Genomic DNA, 20,840 nt, shown 5'->3' with positions numbered 1-20,840 from the left:
CACTCATGAATTGCGTGAGGTGTTGCGTCGCAATGAGAGTACAGCGTAAAGAAGGGGTGTCCTTGGCGGCACCCCATATATCCACCAAGCCTGACTGGCTTGATACAATAATTAAGGGCGACTGTGTCGAGGCTTTGAACAAGCTTCCTGACAACAGCGTGGATGTGGTTTTTGCCGATCCCCCTTATAACCTACAGCTGGGCGGAGATCTGCACAGGCCTGATCATTCAAAGGTGGATGCCTGCGATGATCACTGGGATCAGTTCTCTAGCTTTAAAGCTTATGATGAGTTCACTCGTGCCTGGCTCATAGCGGTTCGCCGCGTGCTAAAGCCAAACGGGTCTATTTGGGTTATTGGTTCGTACCACAACATTTTCCGTGTTGGTGCGTTGATGCAGGACCTTGGGTTCTGGATTAACAATGATGTGGTGTGGCTGAAAACAAACCCGATGCCGAACTTCCGTGGCAAACGTTTTACTAATGCTCATGAGACGCTCATCTGGGCTTGCCCTTCACAACAGAGCAAGCCGACCTTTAACTATGCTGCGATGAAGACGTTTAATGACGATCTTCAGATGCGTTCTGACTGGGTACTGCCTATTTGTACCGGCCATGAGCGCCTGAAGGACGAAAACGGCGACAAAGTGCATCCTACTCAGAAGCCGGAGAGCCTGCTTTACCGCGTGCTGCTCTCCACTTCAAACCAAGGCGATGTGATCCTTGATCCATTCTTTGGCACAGGCACCACTGGTGCAGTTGCCAAGAAGTTAGGCCGCCACTTTGTGGGGTGTGAGCGTGAAGACTCTTACATCAAAGCTGCTTCCGAACGGATTGACCGGGTTACACCTGCCAACGATGATTTTCTGGCGATGACACAGGGCAAACGTTCCCTTCCGAGGGTTCCGTTTGGCAATTTGTTGGAAACCGGATTATTGACACCGGGCGCCGAATTAACCGATGCCCGCGGTCGCTTTAAAGCCACGGTTCGCGCCGACGGTTCTTTGATTTGCGGCGAGCATTCCGGATCCATCCACAAAGTGGGTGCGCTCGTTCAAGGTCAGCAAGCCTGTAATGGCTGGACCTTCTGGCACATCAAGCGTGGTAAGGCACTTGAGCCGGTTGATGCCCTTCGGGAAGTCGTCCGCTCGCAAATGCCTAAATAGCGTCCGATACAGTTCGTGTGGCGGCCTCGCCACGCGGTTTACAGGGTTTGTCACAGATCCCTGCTTTATATCCATATGACTTGGCCCCTGCCCTAACCGGCGGGGGCTATTTTTATGGTTTGGTAAGGATAACCGCGAGCTTCAGACCAATTCTTCTCACAATCACTAACCACGGACCGTCCTCTTCACACCTGTTGCACAGGTTTTTCAACAATAAAAATGAGGATGTCATGGCTGAACAACCGGTCCCACTCCCGATGATCCAAAAAGACAATATGCTTTTTGGATCTGTCGCTTTAACGAATGCGAATACAATTGCGGTAAACCAGATTCCAAGCTGTTACTATATGGATAAAGAGCATCAGTTCGTTCGATATCGCCCACTTCATGCTGCCGGATTTGCGATTTTCCAACGGCCCTCTCGCGTTGTTTGTATCTTCATCGGCGCTTGGGATGTGGGGCAATCTTTCGATTGGAATGTCACCCGCGCGACCAATCCGAATGTTTATGCTCATGTTTTGGGTTCAACAAAACGCGAGATTGATGGTGAGATCGAAACTCTACATAGCCAACATAAAATCACGACTACGGAGCTATTTCGAAAGAACGCAAACCCTCCTGCCAATCGAGACCGAAACCTCTACTATATCAATGACGGTGCCTTGCACGGTATGTTCTTTCAGCAATTGCTAGGTAACCACGCTTTCTTACCGTTGAGGGTTGCAGATGCCACCACCAGAGCAAATGTGGCTCATACTGGTCACGATTTCATGAAGGGCAAATACCTGCGCGAATATTACGACAAAGAGTTGCCCGGCCTTCTAGAGAAAATGGAACTATGCGGCAAAAACCCACAAACTTTGCCAACCACAGCTCAGTTTCACAATATAGCCACTGCAGATCCTGAGCCCTTGATTACCGATAGGGAGCGTCTTCTCTCTGGAGCTCTTGGTGCTACGGCCGCCGAGCGGACTGCATTTATCCAAGCAGTTATTCGGCGCTTTAGCTAGGTAAAAAAGTGGTCAGCTGATAAGCTGGCCACCTCCTTTTCGATTACACAAACTCCACCAATGCCTTGCGTCGTTTGCCGACGGCTAGAGTGAGGCGTTCGCCGGGTTTGAGATCGCCCTCGGAGATCTGCCGCGTTTCTTCGATCACGATGGTTGAGTTGAGACGTACACCACCACCCCGGATAAGACGGCGGGCTTCGCTGTTGGTGGTGGCAAAACCGGTTTTCACCAGCAGATCCAGCAGGCCGAGCGGTTTAGCAAGCAGGGGCAAGGACAACTCGTGTGTTGGCTGGCTAAGGTCCTCCTGCCCATTGAACAATGCTTCCCCCTGCTGGAGGGCGGCCTCTGCTGCGGCTAGGCCATGCACGATACCCGTTACTTGCGTTGCTAGTACCTTCTTGGCCTCATTGAGCTCTTTCCCTTTCAAGGACGCGAGGCGATCAATTTCACCCAGTGGCAAATCAGTGAACAGCTTCAGGAAGCGTGGAACGTCTGCATCATCCACATTGCGCCAGAACTGCCAGAAGCCAAAACTGGAAAGGCGTGAAGGATTGAGCCACACAGAGCCCTCTGCGGTTTTGCCCATCTTGCTGCCTGAGGGGGTCGTCAGCAGCGGAAGCGTTAAGCCGAACAGCTGGGTTCCAGAACGACGGCCAAGGTCAACACCATTGATGATATTACCCCATTGATCTGATCCACCAATCTGCAATGTGCAGTCAAACCGTTTGTTGAGCTCAACAAAATCAACCGCTTGCAGCATCATGTAGCAAAACTCCAACACGGATAAAGGTTGCTGTGCTTCGAGGCGTGAGCGGACACTGTCGAACGTCATCATACGATTAACGGTGAAGTGGGTTCCAAAATCACGAAGGAACTCAAGGAAGCGGAATTCGTCGAGCCAGTCCGCATTGTTGACAATTTGGCCCTGCCCTTCTGACAGATCAAAGAGGCGCTCTACTGTGGTGCGAATACCTGCAAGGTTGTGCTCGATCTGTGCATCATCCAACAAGGGACGGCTTTGGGAGCGGAAGCTTGGGTCACCAACGCGAGTTGTTCCACCACCGACCAGCAGGATTGGTTTGTGGCCGGTTTTCTGCAACCAGCGCATGGCCATGAGTGGCAATAGGTGACCGACATGGAGGCTGTCAGCGGTGGCGTCAAACCCAGCGTAAGCTGTGATCGGTCCTGCTTCCAACTTGGCGTCAAGCGCTTCCAGATCTGTACATTGATGCAGGAAGCCGCGATCTACCAACAGCTGGAGAGCTTCGGATTTTGGGCGGAAGTTGAGTGTGCTATCGATAATTGAGTGGTTCATCTCTTCTCTCCTGGCGCCGCGCAGGAGAGCTAGAAACACAAAAGCCGCCTGACGCGGCGGCTTTGGTTCTGATCTCAAAAATTACATGAGTTTATTGGAACGCGGCCACCGATATGTCGGGCGCATAATAATAAACACTAGAAATGATGGTCAGGTTCTTGCTCATGGCGAAGTTTATGACCTGCCTGTCGCAGCTATGTCAAGCCGATTTTTGGCAGATCGTGCGAAATCCAATTCCAACAATCGCGACTTTGAGCACGTTCCACCCAGACTTCACCTGTTGTTACTTGCTCACTTTTCATAGGTGCGACCCTGTTGGTGATGGATTAAGATTGATGTGCAACAGCAGATACAAGGCGGAAGCAGGATGATTATCGTCAACCTTAAAGGCCGGTTGGGGAACCAGCTTTTTCAATGGGCAGCTGCGAGGTACCTTTGTCATTTCACCGGCAGCAAGATATCGCTCCACACAGGGGAGAAAGATCGCAGGCAAGGCATCAAACCTCCTCTTATGAACTTTAACTTGCCGACAAAGTCCTCTCAACCTGCTGACTTTAGAGAGGTTTTTTTCCCATTCAAAAAATTTTCAAAGCAGCTGCAACAGCTCTTACCCCACGTTCATTATTATAGAAAATCGCATATCAAGAGCCTTCTTGACCTTGAAAATTTCGCACGTTTCACTGGCCATAACCGCTTCTTTCTAAACGGGTATTTCATGTCTTCGCATATTGCCGAGGTTGTTAGGCCTCAACTTTTACAGGACTTGGTTTTACGAGAGGATTTTTCGAAGTCCCGGCAACACTATCTGGCTCACGCCACCCAACCAAACACAGTCGCGCTGCATATACGGCGAGGTGACTTCCTAAAACAGGATATTCACAAAATTTATGGCGTATGTACCCCAGATTACTACATCCGCGCTTTAAAGTTCTTAGGCGCAAAATTAGGCGTTCTCCAGCCTCTGGTTTTCTCCGATGACATTGAGTGGTGCAAACAAACTTTGAGCAACATCCCGAACATTACGTTTTTTGATGTTCTTCCTGACGGCAAAGACGTTCAGGATTTTATGATCATGTCAAAATGTGCGCACCAAATTATTGCCAATAGTACTTTTAGCTGGTGGGCTGCTTACTTGAACCAAAATCCAGACAAGCAAATCGTAGCACCCTTCCCGTGGAAGGCACAAAAGGAACATGCCAACAATCGCTTTCTAATGGATGACTGGCACAGAATTGATAAGTACAGGCTTCCAACCTACGATAGTTCTCTTTCCCCGAGACACGGACAGGATAGTATTAACGCCCCTGTCCGTTAATACACGGTTCTCGATCAATTTTTTGATTACTACCTATACTTCAAGCTCGGACAGCAACGGCTTTGGTTCTCGTTAGTTCTCCTACTAAACTTGGTAAGCCTTTCATATCATTGAATATTTCAAGTGGGGTTTGGGTTGCAAGAAGATCATGCAATTTTTCACCGCCATGACTTGCACCTGTAAAGCCGATTGCATCCATGCCTGCTGCATGTGCGCCTTTCAACCCGTGAGGGCTGTCTTCAATTACCAAACAGCGTGCTGGTGCAACGCCCATCTCTTCAGCGGCTTTCAAAAATACATCTGGTGCCGGTTTGCCTTTTGGAACAGTTTCGCCAGAAAAGTATTTGTTTTCAAAGCGGTTATGCAGACCTGTCAACCTTAACGTGTAGTCAAGGCGCTCCATGGAACTGCTAGAAGCGATGCACATCTGCATTTGCGGAAACTGGTTGTCCAGCTCAGTGAGTGCATCATGAACACCAGTGATTGGAAGCAGTTCATTTTCAAAGGCTTGCCGTAGGGATGCGTCTTGAATTAGGAGAGCTTCATGGTTGCGAATGTCATGACCCATTTCCGCTTCTATCTGCGAGAAAACTTCGCTTGCGCTGATACCAATAAAGCGCCTGATCATTTCCTCTGTGCTTATGGTGTATCCGGCTTTTGTAAAGGCTTCAGCTTCAACCCGGCAGCCAATCTGCTCGCTATCAATTAAGCAGCCGTCACAATCCCAAATCAATAATTCGTAGCTCATATAAAAATCCATTATTCGAATGCATTGCTAGTCTTCTGGGAAATATAGTCTTTTTTGTGTTCTCTTGCGATACATCCAAGAAAAGCAACGATTTGTTGTCTGCTTATACTCGCTCCTAGGACTTTCACTCCCAAAAACCTAGTAGTGAGCCAATGTCAAACCTCCGCTACGCTTGCAGTCAACAAGGCTCAAATTAGTGTGTTGGGGGGCGAATGTCAGTAGTTACTCAAGCTCGGAAATCCGCGAGCTCCCGTAGGAGCAAACCAAAACCAACGCTTATCATGCGTGTTCGTGGCGGGATTGGAAACCAACTTTTCCAGTATGCGCAGGGTCGGAAAATCTCTGAGGAGGTCGGTCTTAAACTCAGGTTTGATCGGAGCGAATATGACAAGCACACGAACCGGAGTTACACACTTAACCTATTTAAAACAAAGGGACTAACGGCCACAGAAGCAGAACTTGGGATGGTGCTTTGGCCAGCGCAAACCTTTGGTCCAACTGTGAAGTTATGCCGTAAGATCTATCCGTTTTATCACCGTCGCTACAGGCGGGAAGATGAGTTGGTACAAGGGACGGATGCTCCCAGTATCAGGCAAAGCGCATATCTGGATGGGTATTGGCAAAAATGGGAGATTCCGTTCTCAATACTGGAAACCCTCCGCGAAGAAATTACGCTTAAAAAACAGATGGTTCTGGAGCGTTTAAAGTTATTGCAGAGAATCAACTCGGGCCCCTCAGCAGCTCTGCATGTTCGTTATGGCGATTATAGTCTGACCCATAATTTACAGAACTTTGGGTTGTGTTCGGCTGGCTACTACAAAGGGGCCATGGATTTTTTAAGAGATAACGTTCCCGGTGTTACGTTCTATGTATTTTCAGATAGTCCAGAACGTGCTCGCGAGGTAGTTCCGCGGGCGGATAACGTGGTTTTTGTTGACCCTATGCAAGACGAAAAAGATTATGAAGATCTTATGGTTATGGCATCTTGCGATCATATCGTCACCGCGAATAGTACCTTCAGCTGGTGGGCTGCTTTCCTCAACAGAAATGAAGAGAAACATGTCATTGCACCGTTGAAGTGGTTCAATAATCCTAGACTGGATGACAGTTCGCTTGTTCCACCGCATTGGAAACGGCTCTAACCTATTGGTTTTGTTATGATAAATTTGGGATACTCATTTTACACCAACTCTAACTCATCCAAACTTTGCAGGAGATCGCTAACTGTTTGTTCTGACAGGGAATAATGCTGGTGAACGCCGCTTTTTTCGCCCATGATCGGCGTGTAACTCATACCTCTCATGTGCGAGAGCCATGCATAAGCGCTTTGGATGTAATCTGCGGGGAACAATTCGAACACTTTGCAATTTGCCTGTGAAAACAAGATGTTCGTCAACCCTGCCCCGTGTGTTCCCACAATGATGCTGGCTTTGCTGAACAGATTTACCTGTTCTTTATGGCCTATATCTCCGGGGTCTACGCATTCAAACCCACGCAACTGCAATTGATTTATAAGGCTTTCTTCCTGCAAGATTTTGCGTGTTTTTGCGTTTTTTCGCATTATGTAGAGTTTTTTTGTTGGCGGTTCTGTCTGATCAATTCCATAGGCAGAAAAATAGTGTGCCGCAACCATGGCCGCTGCATTCTCGCTTGGAGGTGCGCGGTATTCGCAATTCACTGCCGGCGTGCAATGGTACAGTGTTTTACAATGCACCCGTTGATTGGTTCCGCACTCCTCAACCGTTAACGCGGGGATATCCTCTGCCAGATGAGTGTAAAACTCCCTTTGGAATTCCGGCAGGTCTTTGCGCACCAAAATAGTCAGCGGAAAGGTGCGTGGCTCAAACGCCTCCAGCATATAGAGCAGCGGAAATGCGACATCACACAGGAAGTGATAGTAGTGCCGGTAGCCGGAGGACAGGCCCAACATGTTTATCAGAGGCGTTTGAATAGACAAATCCTTCAGGCGCGCAAACCGCATGGTGTTGGGTGCAGCGGCCTCGATCTGGCGATGTTGGGCCTTCACCACTGTTGAGCCTGTGCTGCTCAGCACCAGAGCATCGGTGAGCTCATAGATCCTCAACCAGTTTTGCCCGCTTGGTGTGATCGGCAACGGATAGCGGCTTTGTTCCAGCGCTCCGTGGGCACGAAAGAACTGTTGCACTTCTTCCGGTAGTGCGCGTGCACTGCGTTCTTCAAAAGACTTCAGTAATTCGATGGGTGCTAGGGACAGGTCGGCATTGTCTGGAAAATGATTGAAATGATAGCCAAGCATCGGGAAGGCTCTTGCGAGTGCGGATTGAACTGAAAACCGAATTTTCCGACTTGTCGGCACCCAGCTGCGCCATTTGGGAGCCTTGCGCATATCCGCCTCACTTCTTTGATGCTTTTTTAAACAGATCTAGACCCAAGTCCGGTCTGAAGCTTCTCAGTATCCGCTTCTTTTCAGCTCCAAAAAACAAGCAAAGAAAAGCCCGGTGTCTTTTTCAAGAAACCGGGCAAGTTCAAATTGTAAAACCCACTTTTATTTTTATCGTAGTCCCGAAAACGGAAGCCGCATTCCGGGAACACTCTTTATGCGAGTTAGGGCTCAAATGGATGGCACAGGTGGCACCCATTTGAGAATTGGATTACGCGCAGCACCGGTTTCATCCAGACGGCGACGAGGAGCAAGGAACGGTGCGCCTTCAAAGCGGCTGGTTTCCCCAGCCTTTGCACTCATCACCAGATCACGCAGTGTTGCTACGAACAGATCCAGAGACGCTCGGCTTTCGCTTTCTGTCGGCTCAATCAACATTGCACCACTTACCACCAACGGGAAGTACATGGTCATTGGGTGATAGCCTTCATCGATCATTGCTTTTGCAAAATCGAGTGTGGATATACCGGAGCCCTTGAGGAACGTGTCATCAAAGAGCACTTCATGCATGCAAGGCTTAATGCCGAATGGAAGGCTCATGACATCCTGAAGGCCAACGCGGACATAGTTTGCGTTGAGCACAGCATCTTCAGAAGCCTGTTTAAGGCCATCAGAGCCATGAGATTGCATGTAGGAAAGTGCGCGAACATACATGCCCATTTGACCGTGGAAGGCTGTCATACGGCCAAATGGCTGTTCGCCTTCCTTCAACTGGTCTTCAGTTTCAACAACTTCCAGCTCGTCGCCATTTTTGCGAATGAACGGAAGAGGTGCGTATGGGGCCAACCGATCTGAAAGCACAACAGGACCAGAACCTGGGCCACCACCGCCATGCGGTGTGGAGAAGGTTTTGTGCAGGTTGATGTGCATGGCATCAATGCCAAGATCACCCGGTTTTGCTTTACCAACGATCGCGGTGAAGTTTGCACCATCACAGTAGAAGTAACCGCCAGCATCATGAACTGCCTTGGCAATTTCAATCACTTCCGGCTCAAACAAACCACATGTGTTCGGGTTGGTGAGCATGAGGGCTGCGATCTGACCTTCGTGGGCCTTAATTTTCTCGATCACAGCATCTACAGCAACGGTTCCGTCATCGCGTGCAGGAATGGAAACAACTTTGTACCCAACCAGCGAGGCCGTTGCCGGGTTTGTACCGTGGGCACTTTCAGGAACCAGAACGATGGAGCGTTCTTCGCCTCTGGCAGCAATAGCGTGTTTAATCGCCATCATGCCACACTGTTCGCCATGCGCGCCGGCTTTCGGGCTCATTGCAACAGCGTTGGTGCCTGTCAGTTCCATCAACCAATCAGCCAGCTCCGAAATCAGCTCAAATGCACCGGGAACGGTTGAGATTGGTTGCAGCGGGTGGATATCTGCAAATCCTGGCAGGCGCGCCATTTTTTCGTTAAGGCGCGGGTTATGCTTCATGGTGCAGGAGCCAAGTGGATACAGGCCAGCATCAATTGCATAGTTTTTACGAGACAGACGCACGTAGTGGCGCATTGTTTCCGGTTCGGACAAACCAGGAAGGTCGATTGCAGTTTCACGCTGGTGCGTGCCAAGGCGCGGTGCAAACACTTCCGGGTCATCCAGATCAACGCCGCAATTGTCCTTGTGGCCGATCTCGAAGATCAACGGCTCTTCCATGTCCAGCGCTTTGTTGCCGGTGAAGGTGCGGTGCGTTTCTGGAGAGCCAGCTTCGCCAGCGCGGGTCGGACGACCCTGATGAACCATAGTCATGCGAGCACCTCCTTCAGAGCTTCCACATAGGCAGCACGGTCTTCGTCGGTGTTGACTTCGGTGCTTGCAACAACAATCAGATTGTCCAACTCGCCGCCGGATGTATCCAGACGGGAAACAGGAACACCGCCAAGAACGCCGTTGACTGCCAGAGCTTCAATCACATCATTTGCATTTGCAGGAACGCGAATGGTGAACTCGTTGAAGAAGAAAGAGTTGAGCACGTCAACACCTTCAACGGTTGCCAGTGCATCTGCCAGCTTCACTGCATTCATGTGGTTGATGCGTGCAAGACGGGTCATACCGCTTTCACCCAGCAAGGTCATATGAATGGAGAATGCCAAACAACACAGACCGGAGTTGGTGCAGATGTTGGAAGTCGCTTTATCACGGCGAATATGCTGCTCACGCGTGGAGAGCGTTAGCACGAAGCCGCGTTTGCCTTCTGCATCTGTGGTTTCACCACACAGACGACCCGGCATGTTGCGAATGTATTTCTGACGTGTCGCAAACAGACCAACGTAAGGACCACCGAAGGTCAGCGGGTTACCGATGGACTGGCCTTCGCCAACCACGATGTCCGCGCCCTGTGCGCCCGGGCTTTCAACCAGACCGAGGGAAATAACTTCGGTGAAGACTGCAATCAGCAGGGCTTTGTGGGCATGGGCTTTTTCTGCAATCGGCTTCAGATCAATCAACTGGCCGTAGAAGGATGGAGACTGAACAACCACACAGGAGGTCTCATCATCAATCTGCGCCAGAATATCTTCTGTGCCCATTGGATCAGCTGGCAAAGACACAACAGAACCGCCCGGCAGTTTGCGTGTAATGCCTTCCACAACCTCACGGTACTGCGGATGCAGACCACCGGAGAGGATTGCTTTTTTCTTGCGGGTGACGCGGTGCGCCATCAACACAGCTTCTGCGGTCCCGGTGGAGCCGTCATACATGGAGGCGTTTGCAACGTCCATTCCAGTCAGGTTTGCCACCTGTGTCTGGAATTCGAAGAGCGTCTGCAGCGTACCCTGAGCAATTTCTGGCTGATACGGTGTGTAACTGGTCAAAAACTCAGAGCGCTGGATCAGGTGATCCACTGTTGCTGGAATGTGGTGTTTATAGGCACCGGCCCCTACGAAGAACGGGAGAGATCCAGCACTGACATTCTTGTTTGCCATTTTGGAGAGCTGTCGCTCTACCTGCATTTCCGTCTTGCGACGTGGCAATGTTGTCAGTTCTTCAAGGCGAACGGCCTCTGGAATATCGGCGAACAACTCATCGATTGAGCTTACACCGACACGCGCTAACATGTCAGCGCGGTCGTTGTCTGAAAGCGGAAGATACCGCATGATCTTTCTCCACCAGATTTCTGATGCACAATGCAGCAAAAGCATTCTTACGGCTTTTGCCAGTTCCTGCCACACATAGCTTGGATAGGGTGCGCAGCGGGAGGTGAACAGCTTTCGCTTTACAGCGTTTCGACGAAGGCCTTGTACTCAGCTTCGTTCATCAGCACATCCAGCTGTGCAACATTGCCGAGTTTGATTTTGAAGAACCATGCAACGCCCTCCGAATCCTCATTGACCTTTGCAGGTTCTTCGACGAGGAGTTCGTTGCCCTCTACGATTTCGCCATCAACTGGAGCATAAACTTCAGAAGCTGCTTTCACGGATTCAACAACGGCTGCGTCATCACCTTGTGCGAGAGTTTTGCCAGTTTCTGGCAGCTCTACGTACACAACATCGCCCAACTGAGCCTGTGCGAAATTGGTAATACCAACGGTTGCAACGCCGTCTTCAACTTTCAGCCATTCGTGGTCTGTCGTGAAATATGTAGTCATGTGCGTGTTCCCTACACTGTCGTGTGTCGATTGTTTCTGGTTAGGGGTAGCCTTGCACCCCAGCAGATATTATTTTGGTTTGCGGTAGTAGCGCTGCTCAACAAATGGCATGCCTGTTACTGTGGCTGTCAGTGCACGGCCACGAACGACAAGCTCCAGCTCCGTGCCAAGCTCTCCAAGATGCGCCGCAACGTATCCCATGGCGATTGGAGCATTGAGCGTTGGTGCAAATCCACCCGATGTGACGCGACCGATTATTTCTTCGGTGCCCGGCACGCGAATGTCTGCGCCTTCCCGTGCTGGTGCACGGCCATCCAGCTTCAGGCCAACCCGTAAGTTTGGAACACCATCAGCAAGCTGTTTGAGAACACGTTCACCGCCCGGAAAATCGCCAGCTTCTTTGCGGCGTTTTTGCATGCAGAAGGTGATATTGCCTTCTACCGGTGTTGTGTTTTCGTCAATGTCGTGACCGTAGAGGCATAAGCCGGATTCAAGGCGGAGGCTGTCACGTGCACCAAGGCCAATGGCTTCTACCCGGTCATCTGCAAGCAATGCTTTGGCAACTGCTTCTGCGGCACCAGCTGGAATGGAGATCTCATAACCGTCTTCACCGGTGTAACCAGAGCGGGAGGCGATAACGGAAATGCCGTCAAACTCCAGTGGACGGGAATCCATGAAGCCCATGTCGGCAGCTTCCGGAGCGTGCAGCACCATAACTTCGGCAGCTTTTGGCCCTTGAAGCGCGATCAAGGCGCGGTCTTCAACAATCTCAAGCTTCACATTGTCAGGAAGAGCAGCCGCGATGACTTTGTAGTCGTTGTCTTTGCAGGCAGCATTTACAACCAGCATCAAACGGCCATCGTCTTCAGCAGCAGGTGGGCGGGAGACCATGAGGTCATCAATGATGCAGCCATTGTCGTTCAGCAGTACAGTGTAACGCTGCTTGCCCGGCTTCAGTTCCTTCATGTTGGAAGGAACGAGCGTTTCCAGAGCTGCAGCAGTTGTTGCATGATCTGGACCGATGAGGAATGCCTGCCCCATGTGGGAAACGTCAAACAGGCCTGCGCTTTCGCGGGTGAAGAGGTGTTCTTTGAGAACGCCGAGTGGGTACTGCACCGGCATACCGTAGCCAGCGAACGGCACCATCTTGGCACCCAGCTCATTATGTAGATCGAAAAGCGGTGTTTGTAGCAGATCAGCGGATTCAGCCATAGGAGCCTCTCAAGACAGTAGCGTACACGTCAACGACCATCCCAATCATATGGAATGATCTGAGCACGCCCCCTCTGTCTCGAGAACCTGAGAGATTTCCCGCTCTGACCTTCCGCAGATCAGAACGATTACTCCTTCGGTGAGTACCCTGTCGTATATTCCTGGAGGAATAGTGTGCGACAGGCGCTGCTTTCCAGAGTGTTGCTTACTGTGCGGTCCTTTTGCCTGAGAGTTTCCGGGGCGGTTGCTCCTTCGGCGATAATCCAGCGATCTGTCTTATTCTCTCCCGCACAGCGTTACCACACGCCACCCCCTCCTCAGGGCCGGCGCATGAATTCTTTTTTCCTTGCTGCAACATGCAAGAAAAAAGGCTGACGTGACAATGTGACGCCAAGCTGTGAAGCCTTACTAACCCATTTTTTAGTTTTCGTCGAATCCAAACACGACATTTTGGCCCGTCTCATTCGGAAGGATAATACCTTCTTCCACAAAGGCCCATGTGGCGGACGGTGAACCAGCCCCTAAAGTGACCGGAACGCTAAACAGTTTGGAGTAGGTGGTTTTTTCCACGTCATCCACTTCATTTGTGACGGCAACACGGATAGGCAAGAAGATCTCTCCACCTTTCCATGCAGGACCCGGTGTTATGTTTCCAGCGATACCCAGCTTCATTGCAGAGTCTTTGCCGACCCGTTTGCAGGTGCGCGCCCAGTCTGTGATAACGGCCTGGAAAGTCAGGTTTTCCGGCGTCTTTTCCTTACCACGTGGGTATTTCGCGAGAATGGTCGTTCCCGAAAGCTCTTGCAGAGACGGACACATGGCTGGTGCCTGAAGCACAGACAGGTCAAATGTTCTCTCAGTCGCCGGAGCTTCTGAGCTGGAGGCTTCCAAATCTGAATCAGAAGACATTATGCTTCCACACCCAGCTAGCGAGGCGCCTATTCCAATCAGAAGGAGTGCCCGTCCTGTATTTTTGAGCAATGTATTAGCGACTTGAGTGCCCACCATGCGAATCCCATAGTTATCTGGAGTTTAAGTTCCTATAACAGCAGGAGGTGCAAATGGCGAGATACGACATATACTTGAAACCTTCAGTTTGTGCCTGAGCAGGCTTTGGCTGAACTGTTTTATGCCCTCTTGCTCAGATGAGCAGCTACTTTTTCTTGACAGATCCGGTCAACATCCTTCAATTGCTCAAAGTCAAAATTCAGGAATAGACAATGCAGGTTTCGCCGACCCCAAAGGCACCGATCAAAGTTCTTCTTTGCGCTCCACGCGGTTTTTGTGCCGGTGTTGATCGCGCAATCCAGATTGTGGACCTTGCCCTTGAGAAGTACGGCGCGCCAGTTTACGTGCGCCACGAGATCGTTCACAACAAATATGTGGTGGAATCTCTTCGTAACAAAGGTGCTGTTTTCGTTGAGGAATTAGACGAAATTCCAGATAATGACCGTCCTGTGATCTTCTCTGCGCATGGGGTGCCAAAGTCTGTTCCTGAAGTTGCGCGTTCGCGTAATCTGTTCTTCCTTGATGCGACTTGTCCGCTGGTTTCCAAGGTGCATAAAGAAGCGATTCTGCATGACAGACGTGACCGCGAAATATTGCTGATCGGCCACAAAGGACACCCTGAGGTTGTGGGAACAATGGGTCAACTCCCCGAGGGGCGTGTGAGCCTTATTGAAACAGCGGCGGATGCACGTCAGTTTGCACCGAAAACAGACAGACAATTAGCGTGGATATCACAAACCACACTATCTGTTGATGACACACAAGAGATCGTCGAAATACTTGAAGAGCGGTTCCCGACCATCACCAAACCGCACAAAGATGACATCTGCTACGCCACCACAAACCGTCAGCACGCGGTAAAGCATATTGCGCCGCAGTGCGATGCAATGATTGTCGTTGGTGCGCCAAACTCCTCCAATTCCAAACGCCTGCGTGAAGTGGGTGAGCGGGCTGGCTGTGAAAAGGCATACCTTATTCAACGAGCCTCCGAGATATGTTGGGGCGATTTTGAAGGCGTAAAGACCCTCGGCATCACTGCTGGCGCGTCTGCACCTGAGATTCTTGTCGAAGAAATTGTTGAAGCCTTCCGTCTGCATTTTGATGTGACACTGGAAACGGTTACAACAGCAGAAGAAAATATTGCATTCAATCTACCGAAAGAGTTGCGGGCTACTCCCCTTGTGGGCGAAACAAGACCTGCTGAATAGTTATGGCTGTATATACCGATGTTTCCGATGTAGAGCTTAGCGCTTTCATCGACCGCTTCAACATTGGCAAATTGCTCTCCTACAAGGGCATTGCTGAAGGCGTTGAAAACACTAACTATCTGGTTCACACTGAGACGGGTTACTACATCCTGACGCTCTATGAGAAACGGGTTAATCCAGACGACCTGCCGTTTTTCCTTGGGCTCATGCAACACCTTGCCGCCAATGGCATGACCTGCCCGACACCTTTGATTGATGGCGATGGCAAGATGCTAGGTGAGCTCGCGGGCCGTCCTGCTGCTATGGTCACCTTTCTTGATGGCATGTGGGTTCGCAGACCGCAGCTGGTTCATTGCAGTGAACTTGGCAAGGGAATGGCACGCATGCACCTTGCTGGCGCTGACTTTGAGATCAAGCGCCCGAACTCACTCAGCGTTGATGGCTGGGCGCCTTTGTTGGATGCCAGCCGTGATCGTGCACATGAAGTGAAAGTGGGTCTTGCCGAGGAACTGACGGAAGAACTGAATGAGCTACTGGCGTTGTGGCCAAAGGATCTGCCAAGCGGTGTGATCCATGCTGATTTATTCCCGGATAACGTTTTTTATCTCGGTAAAGACCTATCAGGTCTGATTGACTTCTACTTTGCCTGCAATGACGCGTTTGCCTATGATGTGGCGATCTGCATCAATGCATGGTGTTTTGAGCCGGATGGCATGTTCAATGTCACCAAAGCCCGGGCACTGTTGGAAGGGTACCGCAGTGTACGCCCCTTCAGCGAACAAGAATTTGATAATCTGCCACTGTTGTGTCGCGGTGCTGCTTTGCGTTTCCTGCTGACACGCCTTTATGACTGGCTGTCTGTGCCCGAAGGCGCATTGGTGGTTCCTAAAGATCCCCTTGAATACCTGCATAAACTTAGGTTCCATCGCGGCGTAGAAAACGCTGGCGCATACGGGTTGGACAAATGAGCGATACCACACGTGTAAAGATTTGGACCGATGGCGCATGCTCTGGCAATCCTGGTCCCGGCGGCTGGGGTGTTTTGCTGCGCTTCGGCGAGCATGAAAAAGAACTGTGCGGCGGTGAGCGTGATACCACCAACAACCGCATGGAATTACAAGCCGCTATTCAAGCACTCGACTCCTTGAAACGGGCGTGTTCGGTGGATCTTTACACCGATAGCTCCTACGTGAAAAACGGCATTACCCAGTGGATGCATAATTGGAAACGGAAGGGGTGGAGGACTGCCTCAAACTCTCCGGTAAAAAATGCAGAGCTGTGGCAGTTGCTGGATGCAGCCGCACAACGCCATGATGTGGCTTGGCACTGGGTGAAGGGTCACGCAGGCCATGAGGAAAACGAACAAGCTGATGAGCTTGCACGGAGGGGCATGAAACCCTTCCAATCCTCAAGATAATATGGAAGCCAAGGACAGTCTCATGGGAGATCAACTCCCCTCCTCCCCGCAGAATACGACACGGATAAAGTCGCGCAAAAACAAGCGCGTGCTTATTCTTGCAAACCCGACAGCCACTTCATTCCGGTTTCAACGCATCACTGAAATTGTGAAGCATCTGGAAGAGGCTGGCTTGAAGGTGGACCTGAGGCTCACCGAGCGTGCCAGCGAGATTGGAGAGACGTGTGCCGATCCTGATCTGGACGTGGATATATTGGCAGTTGCTGGCGGTGATTCATCTGTCAGCGAGGCCGCCTCTGCCATGCTGGGCCGAGGAATGAAACCGCATCTGGCGATTATTCCGTTTGGAACTGCAAACGTGCTTGCCCATGAACTGGGCATGCCAACTACGCCGAAAGAAATTGCAAGAACCATAAGTGCAGGCAAAGTGCAGAAACTCCACAACGGTTTTGCAAATGGACGCCCGTTCTTTCTCTCCACGTCTACTGGCTTTGATGCGGAAGTTGTGCATGTCGTTCCCTTGCGTCTGAAGCGACGGTATGGGCGCCTCGCCTATCTCTTCATTGCAATGCAGCTGGCGTTTTCCCGCCGCAAAGGCAATTTCAAAGTGCGCGCTGATGAAGAAGAACTGCAATGTGCGATGGCGATGGTGACCAATGGTCGTTATTACGCCGGCAAAAATCTAGTGGCACCTGACGCCTCCATTCTAACAAAGCAGCTGCACCTTTTGACCTTTAAAGAAGACAGTGTATGGGCTTTGTTCAAGTACGTCTGCCGCCTCTTAACAGGGACGCTTTCAAAATCCAGCAATGTGGAGATCCGTAGCGTCAAAACAGCCCGCATTGACGCCTATCGGGCTGCAGCTGTGCAGATTGATGGTGAGCCATTTGGAGGCACCCCGCTTGAGATAACTGTCGGTGATCGTGAGCTAACAGTCATCACCAACTAAGCACTCGTATTTGGCCGTTTCAAAACCCGTTCATCTGAGCGGGCTTTTTGATATTGTCCTGTACGTTTAGAGACTTAAAGCAGATTGACTGCACAGCTTCGACGTTAACATCTGCGCAAGATATAGTTGCTACTGCGACTACTACATTCCAAACTAATGATTCTATTTATTGTATTTTCAAAGTAGGGACCGGACGGTCTGCGATGTTACCTGTACCGAAATTATTGGAGATGGAAAACCGCAATCATACGCGGCATACCTGCCATTGGCCTGCAGTTTTACTGGTGGAAGCCTTCAACCGATCCTGCGTAATTGAAGATATCAGCAACAGCGGGTGTAGGCTCCTCGTGAACACTGGGAAATTGACCGCAAACATGAGCGTCAGCATTCAGGTTCCAATGCGCAGACTGTCCTTTACCGGTATGATCATCTGGCTGCATTGCGAAGAAGCAGGTATCAAATTCACCTCGAAACCCGGTCGTTTGTAGCTTTTAGAGACGCTTTCGCTTCAATCTCGCTCAGTTTTTGTTTTGCTGGGCGAATTGTTGTTTCAGCATGCGACCTGCTTCAGCGGCGCGCATTGGCTGACCGAAATGGTAGCCTTGAACGTACTCGCAGCCGAGTTGGAACAACTCTAATGCATCAGACTCTGTTTCAGCTCCTTCAGCCACTACTTCCATCCCCAGATCATGACCCAGTGCCACAATGGTGCGCAGGATAACCGGACGTGCGCTCTGCCCGTTAGGACGTACAAAGGACTGATCAATCTTGATGGTGTCGAACTGGAAGCGTTGCAGGTAGCTGAGCGATGAATAGCCTGTGCCAAAATCATCCAGAGACAGGCCAGCACCAAGGCCTTTGAGACGCTCCAGCACCTGCACGGAGTATTCCGGGTTCTCCATAACCATAGATTCTGTGAGCTCCAGTTTCAAAGAGCCCGGCGTCAGCGCGGTCCGTGCCAGCACAGCCTTCACGTCGTTGATGAGGTCTGGCTTAAGCAGCTGGCGAGAAGAGATATTGACGGAAACAAACAGCGGTAACGCGTGTTTAAACTCACGTTGCCATTGTGCCAGCTGACGCGCGCCTTTTTCCATCACGCGCAGACCAAGCTCATTGATCAGGCCGCTTTGTTCAGCAACCGGGATAAACTCGGATGGCGGGATGAGACCGCGGGATGGATGCTCCCAGCGGGCAAGCGCTTCAAAACCAGCTGTGGTTTTATCTGCCAGACGAACGATTGGCTGGAAGAAGACCGTGATCTCGTCTTTTTCCAAAGCAGCACGAAGGTCGCTGTCGAGAGCCAGCGTATTGCTTGCAACAGGTTTCAACGTTGGGCGGAAGACCTCGATACGATCCCCACCGAGGCGTTTGGCATGATTGAGTGCAATCTCGGAATCACGCATCATGTCTGTCGCCTTTTCCGGCCCACCATCAAAGATAGCCGCGCCGATAGACGCTGTCAGGAAGACTTCCTGATCACCAAAGGTGACTGGTGTGCGCAGAGACTTGCGCAATTCATCAGCAAAGGAGGCAATACGAGTTGCATCCTGCTCGGAGATCATCAGGACTGCGAAGGTATCTGCTGAAATGCGTGACAGGGAATCCTGTGCTTTGATCAGACGAGATAGACGGCGGGCAGCAGTAAGCAACATGGAGTCGCCTGCTGTTTGGCCGATGCTGTCATTAACCTGCTTGAAGCGGTCCAGGTCGATCAGAATAACTGTCGGATTGCCGTTGCCTTCAGCCTTGGAACGGGCAAGCGCTGCAACAAGGCGGTCCATAAACAGTTCGCGGTTTGGCAGGCCAGTCAGATTGTCATGCACGGCATCATGCATCAAGCGCTCTTCAGCGGTTTTCTGAGAGGTGATGTCGAGCAAAGTACCAACGCAGCGGATGACTTCGCCATCAGACCCGAGTACCGGACGAGCGCGCATCTTGAGCCACCGGTAATGACCATCTTCACCACGCAGGCGGAAAGCCAGATTGATCCGGCCTCGGCGGTGGTCAATCACAGCATCCAAAGTGCCACGGAACAGATCCCGGTCTTGCGGATGGAGGATTTCCAGCCACAACCGTGCAGGACCATCCAGCAAACCCGGTTTGATGCCGAGTGCTTCTTCAAGACCACCACTGGTGTGGATTTTATCGCGGTCCACGTCCCAGTCCCAGATGATATCGCCAGAGCCAGTCAACGCCAGTGCACGGCGTTCCACATCACTCATCACGCTATGGGAGAGACCAGAGCCTGCAAACGCGTGCTGCATGACCGTGAACCCGAGCAGCATAACAAAGAGGACGAGGCCACCTGCAAGCGCAGGCTGGGCCAGATCACTCTGCAACATGCCTGTTGTTGCCATCCAAGCCGCAAACAACCATGCAAGGAACAAGAACCATGTAGGGAGCAGCATAATCGCGCGCTCAAACCCACGCATGGTGAGCACCAGTATGATTCCGAAGCCAGCAATTGCGACCCCGGCCATCAGAAGGCGGGAGATTCCGGCTGCGATAGTTGGGTCCCACAGCGCCAGGCCAAATAGGCTAAGCACGACGATCAATAGGGTTATAGCCAGATGAGTGTAATGGATGTGCCAGCGGTTGAGGCCGAGATAGGCGTACAGGAAGACCACAAGCGCAGCTGTTAAACTGATTTCCGCTGCCGCTCGATAGACCTGATCATCCCCCAGAGTCCTCCCGAACACTAAATTCCAGAAACCGAAGTCAATACACAGGTACACGAGCACAGCCCATGCCAAAGCTGCTGTAGCCGGGAAGAGAACCGTTCCCTTCACAACAAACAGGATCGTCAGGAACAAGGCCAGCAGGCCAGCAATGCCTAAGACGATGCCGCGGTAGAGGGTGTAAGCGTTGATGTTGTCTTTATAGGCCTCAGGCTTCCAAAGGCGAAGTTCCGGCAGGCTCGGCGTGTTCACTTCAGCAATGAAGGTCACATTCGCGCCCGGGTCCAGTGTAATTCGGTAGATGTCAGCTTCTGTGCTGCGCTCGCGGATTGGCGGGATGCCTTGACTTGGCGTTAGGGACACAATGCGGCGCTGGCCAAGGTCAGGCACCAACACACCACCACCCGTCATTTTGTAGTAAGGCGCGACCAGCAGACGATCGATCTGCTCCTCTCCCGGATTGGAGAGTGCGAAGACAGCCCACGAACTGGCGTTTTCATCAACGGATCTCACTTCAATGCGGCGCACGATGCCGTCTGAGTCCGGAGCTGTGGAGACCTGAATGCTTTTGCTGGTGTTTGGATAGATATCGATTGAACTGGTGAGGTCGAGCGCATCAATGTCTTTAGGGACGATAATCGCATCCAAAGCCAATGCTTGTGATGCAACCACAATAAGCAGGAGAGCGCTTAACAGAACAGCCTGAATAACGTTCTGTACGCGCTGACAATAAGTCCCTGGCACCGGCTTCTCCACGATAACGATAAATTAACTGATTTTCCTTGCCAAGATCATTACATCTTCAAGCCGCCAGTTTC

Annotated in this window: 18 protein-coding genes and 1 riboswitch; of the genes, 9 read left to right on the top strand and 9 right to left on the bottom strand. The window is 51.1% G+C overall.

From position 1 onward, the window contains the following. Positions 1-32 precede the first annotated feature (32 nt). Both BLS62_RS07190 and BLS62_RS07185 read left to right on the top strand, forming a co-directional pair. Positions 33-1,163, top strand: coding sequence for a site-specific DNA-methyltransferase (locus BLS62_RS07190; protein ID WP_244283552.1), 1,131 nt, complete (start codon positions 33-35; stop codon positions 1,161-1,163). 230 nt (positions 1,164-1,393) lie between these two features. Further along, on the top strand, positions 1,394-2,173 hold the full coding sequence (locus BLS62_RS07185) for a hypothetical protein (protein WP_093178724.1): 780 nt from the start codon (positions 1,394-1,396) through the stop codon (positions 2,171-2,173). Positions 2,174-2,216: 43 nt separating this feature from the next. Here BLS62_RS07185 and tyrS read toward each other — a convergent pair whose 3' ends face one another. Beyond that, complete coding sequence (tyrS, locus tag BLS62_RS07180; protein ID WP_093178721.1) at positions 2,217-3,488, bottom strand: tyrosine--tRNA ligase; 1,272 nt, start codon at positions 3,486-3,488, stop codon at positions 2,217-2,219. Between the two features lie 337 nt (positions 3,489-3,825). Here tyrS and BLS62_RS07175 point away from each other — a divergent pair, with 337 nt between their 5' ends. Then, complete coding sequence (locus BLS62_RS07175; RefSeq protein WP_280141830.1) at positions 3,826-4,803, top strand: alpha-1,2-fucosyltransferase; 978 nt, start codon at positions 3,826-3,828, stop codon at positions 4,801-4,803. A gap of 40 nt (positions 4,804-4,843) precedes the next feature. Here BLS62_RS07175 and BLS62_RS07170 read toward each other — a convergent pair whose 3' ends face one another. Beyond that, a complete protein-coding gene (locus BLS62_RS07170) occupies positions 4,844-5,551 on the bottom strand; it encodes an HAD family hydrolase (RefSeq protein WP_093188558.1) in 708 nt (235 codons plus the stop codon). 212 nt (positions 5,552-5,763) lie between these two features. Between BLS62_RS07170 and BLS62_RS07165 the strand changes: the two genes are divergently transcribed. Next, on the top strand, positions 5,764-6,693 hold the full coding sequence (locus tag BLS62_RS07165; RefSeq protein WP_093178715.1) for an alpha-1,2-fucosyltransferase: 930 nt from the start codon (positions 5,764-5,766) through the stop codon (positions 6,691-6,693). A gap of 38 nt (positions 6,694-6,731) precedes the next feature. Here BLS62_RS07165 and BLS62_RS07160 read toward each other — a convergent pair whose 3' ends face one another. From BLS62_RS07160 to BLS62_RS07135, 6 genes are all read right to left on the bottom strand, one after another. After that, positions 6,732-7,916: a glycosyltransferase family 61 protein gene (locus BLS62_RS07160; RefSeq protein ID WP_093178712.1), complete on the bottom strand. Its 1,185-nt coding sequence runs from the start codon at positions 7,914-7,916 to the stop codon at positions 6,732-6,734. Between the two features lie 225 nt (positions 7,917-8,141). Next, complete coding sequence (gcvPB, locus tag BLS62_RS07155) at positions 8,142-9,713, bottom strand: aminomethyl-transferring glycine dehydrogenase subunit GcvPB (RefSeq protein WP_093178709.1); 1,572 nt, start codon at positions 9,711-9,713, stop codon at positions 8,142-8,144. Continuing rightward, on the bottom strand, positions 9,710-11,059 hold the full coding sequence (gene gcvPA / locus BLS62_RS07150) for an aminomethyl-transferring glycine dehydrogenase subunit GcvPA (RefSeq protein ID WP_093178707.1): 1,350 nt from the start codon (positions 11,057-11,059) through the stop codon (positions 9,710-9,712). The genes gcvPB and gcvPA overlap by 4 nt, the downstream gene beginning before the upstream one ends. Positions 11,060-11,178: 119 nt before the next feature. Continuing rightward, complete coding sequence (gene gcvH / locus BLS62_RS07145; protein ID WP_093178704.1) at positions 11,179-11,550, bottom strand: glycine cleavage system protein GcvH; 372 nt, start codon at positions 11,548-11,550, stop codon at positions 11,179-11,181. Positions 11,551-11,619: 69 nt separating this feature from the next. Next, complete coding sequence (gcvT, locus tag BLS62_RS07140) at positions 11,620-12,762, bottom strand: glycine cleavage system aminomethyltransferase GcvT (protein WP_093178702.1); 1,143 nt, start codon at positions 12,760-12,762, stop codon at positions 11,620-11,622. A gap of 203 nt (positions 12,763-12,965) precedes the next feature. Then, a riboswitch (glycine riboswitch) is annotated at positions 12,966-13,061 on the bottom strand. A 121-nt stretch (positions 13,062-13,182) separates the two neighbouring features. Then, the gene (locus BLS62_RS07135; RefSeq protein WP_208990725.1) at positions 13,183-13,671 is read right to left on the bottom strand and encodes a hypothetical protein; all 489 of its coding nucleotides are present in this window, start codon (positions 13,669-13,671) and stop codon (positions 13,183-13,185) included. Between the two features lie 311 nt (positions 13,672-13,982). Between BLS62_RS07135 and ispH the strand changes: the two genes are divergently transcribed. The 5 genes from ispH (at position 13,983) to BLS62_RS07110 (ending at position 17,832) form a co-directional block, all read left to right on the top strand. Next, entirely contained in the window at positions 13,983-14,978 is a 996-nt protein-coding gene (gene ispH, locus BLS62_RS07130; RefSeq protein WP_093178698.1) for a 4-hydroxy-3-methylbut-2-enyl diphosphate reductase, read from the top strand. Positions 14,979-14,980: 2 nt separating this feature from the next. Continuing rightward, positions 14,981-15,946, top strand: a complete 966-nt coding sequence (locus BLS62_RS07125; RefSeq protein ID WP_093178696.1) for a homoserine kinase — start codon at positions 14,981-14,983, stop codon at positions 15,944-15,946. Next, positions 15,943-16,395 (top strand): ribonuclease HI, encoded by a 453-nt coding sequence (gene rnhA / locus BLS62_RS07120; RefSeq protein ID WP_093178694.1) that lies wholly within the window; start codon positions 15,943-15,945, stop codon positions 16,393-16,395. Before BLS62_RS07125 ends, rnhA begins: the two co-directional genes overlap by 4 nt. 22 nt (positions 16,396-16,417) lie before the next feature. Continuing rightward, complete coding sequence (locus BLS62_RS07115; protein WP_093188555.1) at positions 16,418-17,344, top strand: diacylglycerol/lipid kinase family protein; 927 nt, start codon at positions 16,418-16,420, stop codon at positions 17,342-17,344. A gap of 203 nt (positions 17,345-17,547) precedes the next feature. Then, on the top strand, positions 17,548-17,832 hold the full coding sequence (locus BLS62_RS07110; protein WP_208990724.1) for a PilZ domain-containing protein: 285 nt from the start codon (positions 17,548-17,550) through the stop codon (positions 17,830-17,832). A gap of 30 nt (positions 17,833-17,862) precedes the next feature. Here the strand turns inward: BLS62_RS07110 and BLS62_RS07105 are convergent, their stop codons facing one another. Next, positions 17,863-20,766 carry an EAL domain-containing protein gene (locus tag BLS62_RS07105; protein ID WP_208990723.1) on the bottom strand — a complete coding sequence of 968 codons (2,904 nt, stop codon included), beginning with the start codon at positions 20,764-20,766 and terminating at the stop codon, positions 17,863-17,865. Between the last annotated feature and the right edge of the window lie 74 nt (positions 20,767-20,840).

Origin of the sequence: Pseudovibrio sp. Tun.PSC04-5.I4 (assembly GCF_900104145.1) — a bacterium.
GTDB lineage: Bacteria > Pseudomonadota > Alphaproteobacteria > Rhizobiales > Stappiaceae > Pseudovibrio.
Note: the sequence above shows the minus strand (reverse complement) of the source record. Positions and strands in the feature narration are given on the sequence as shown.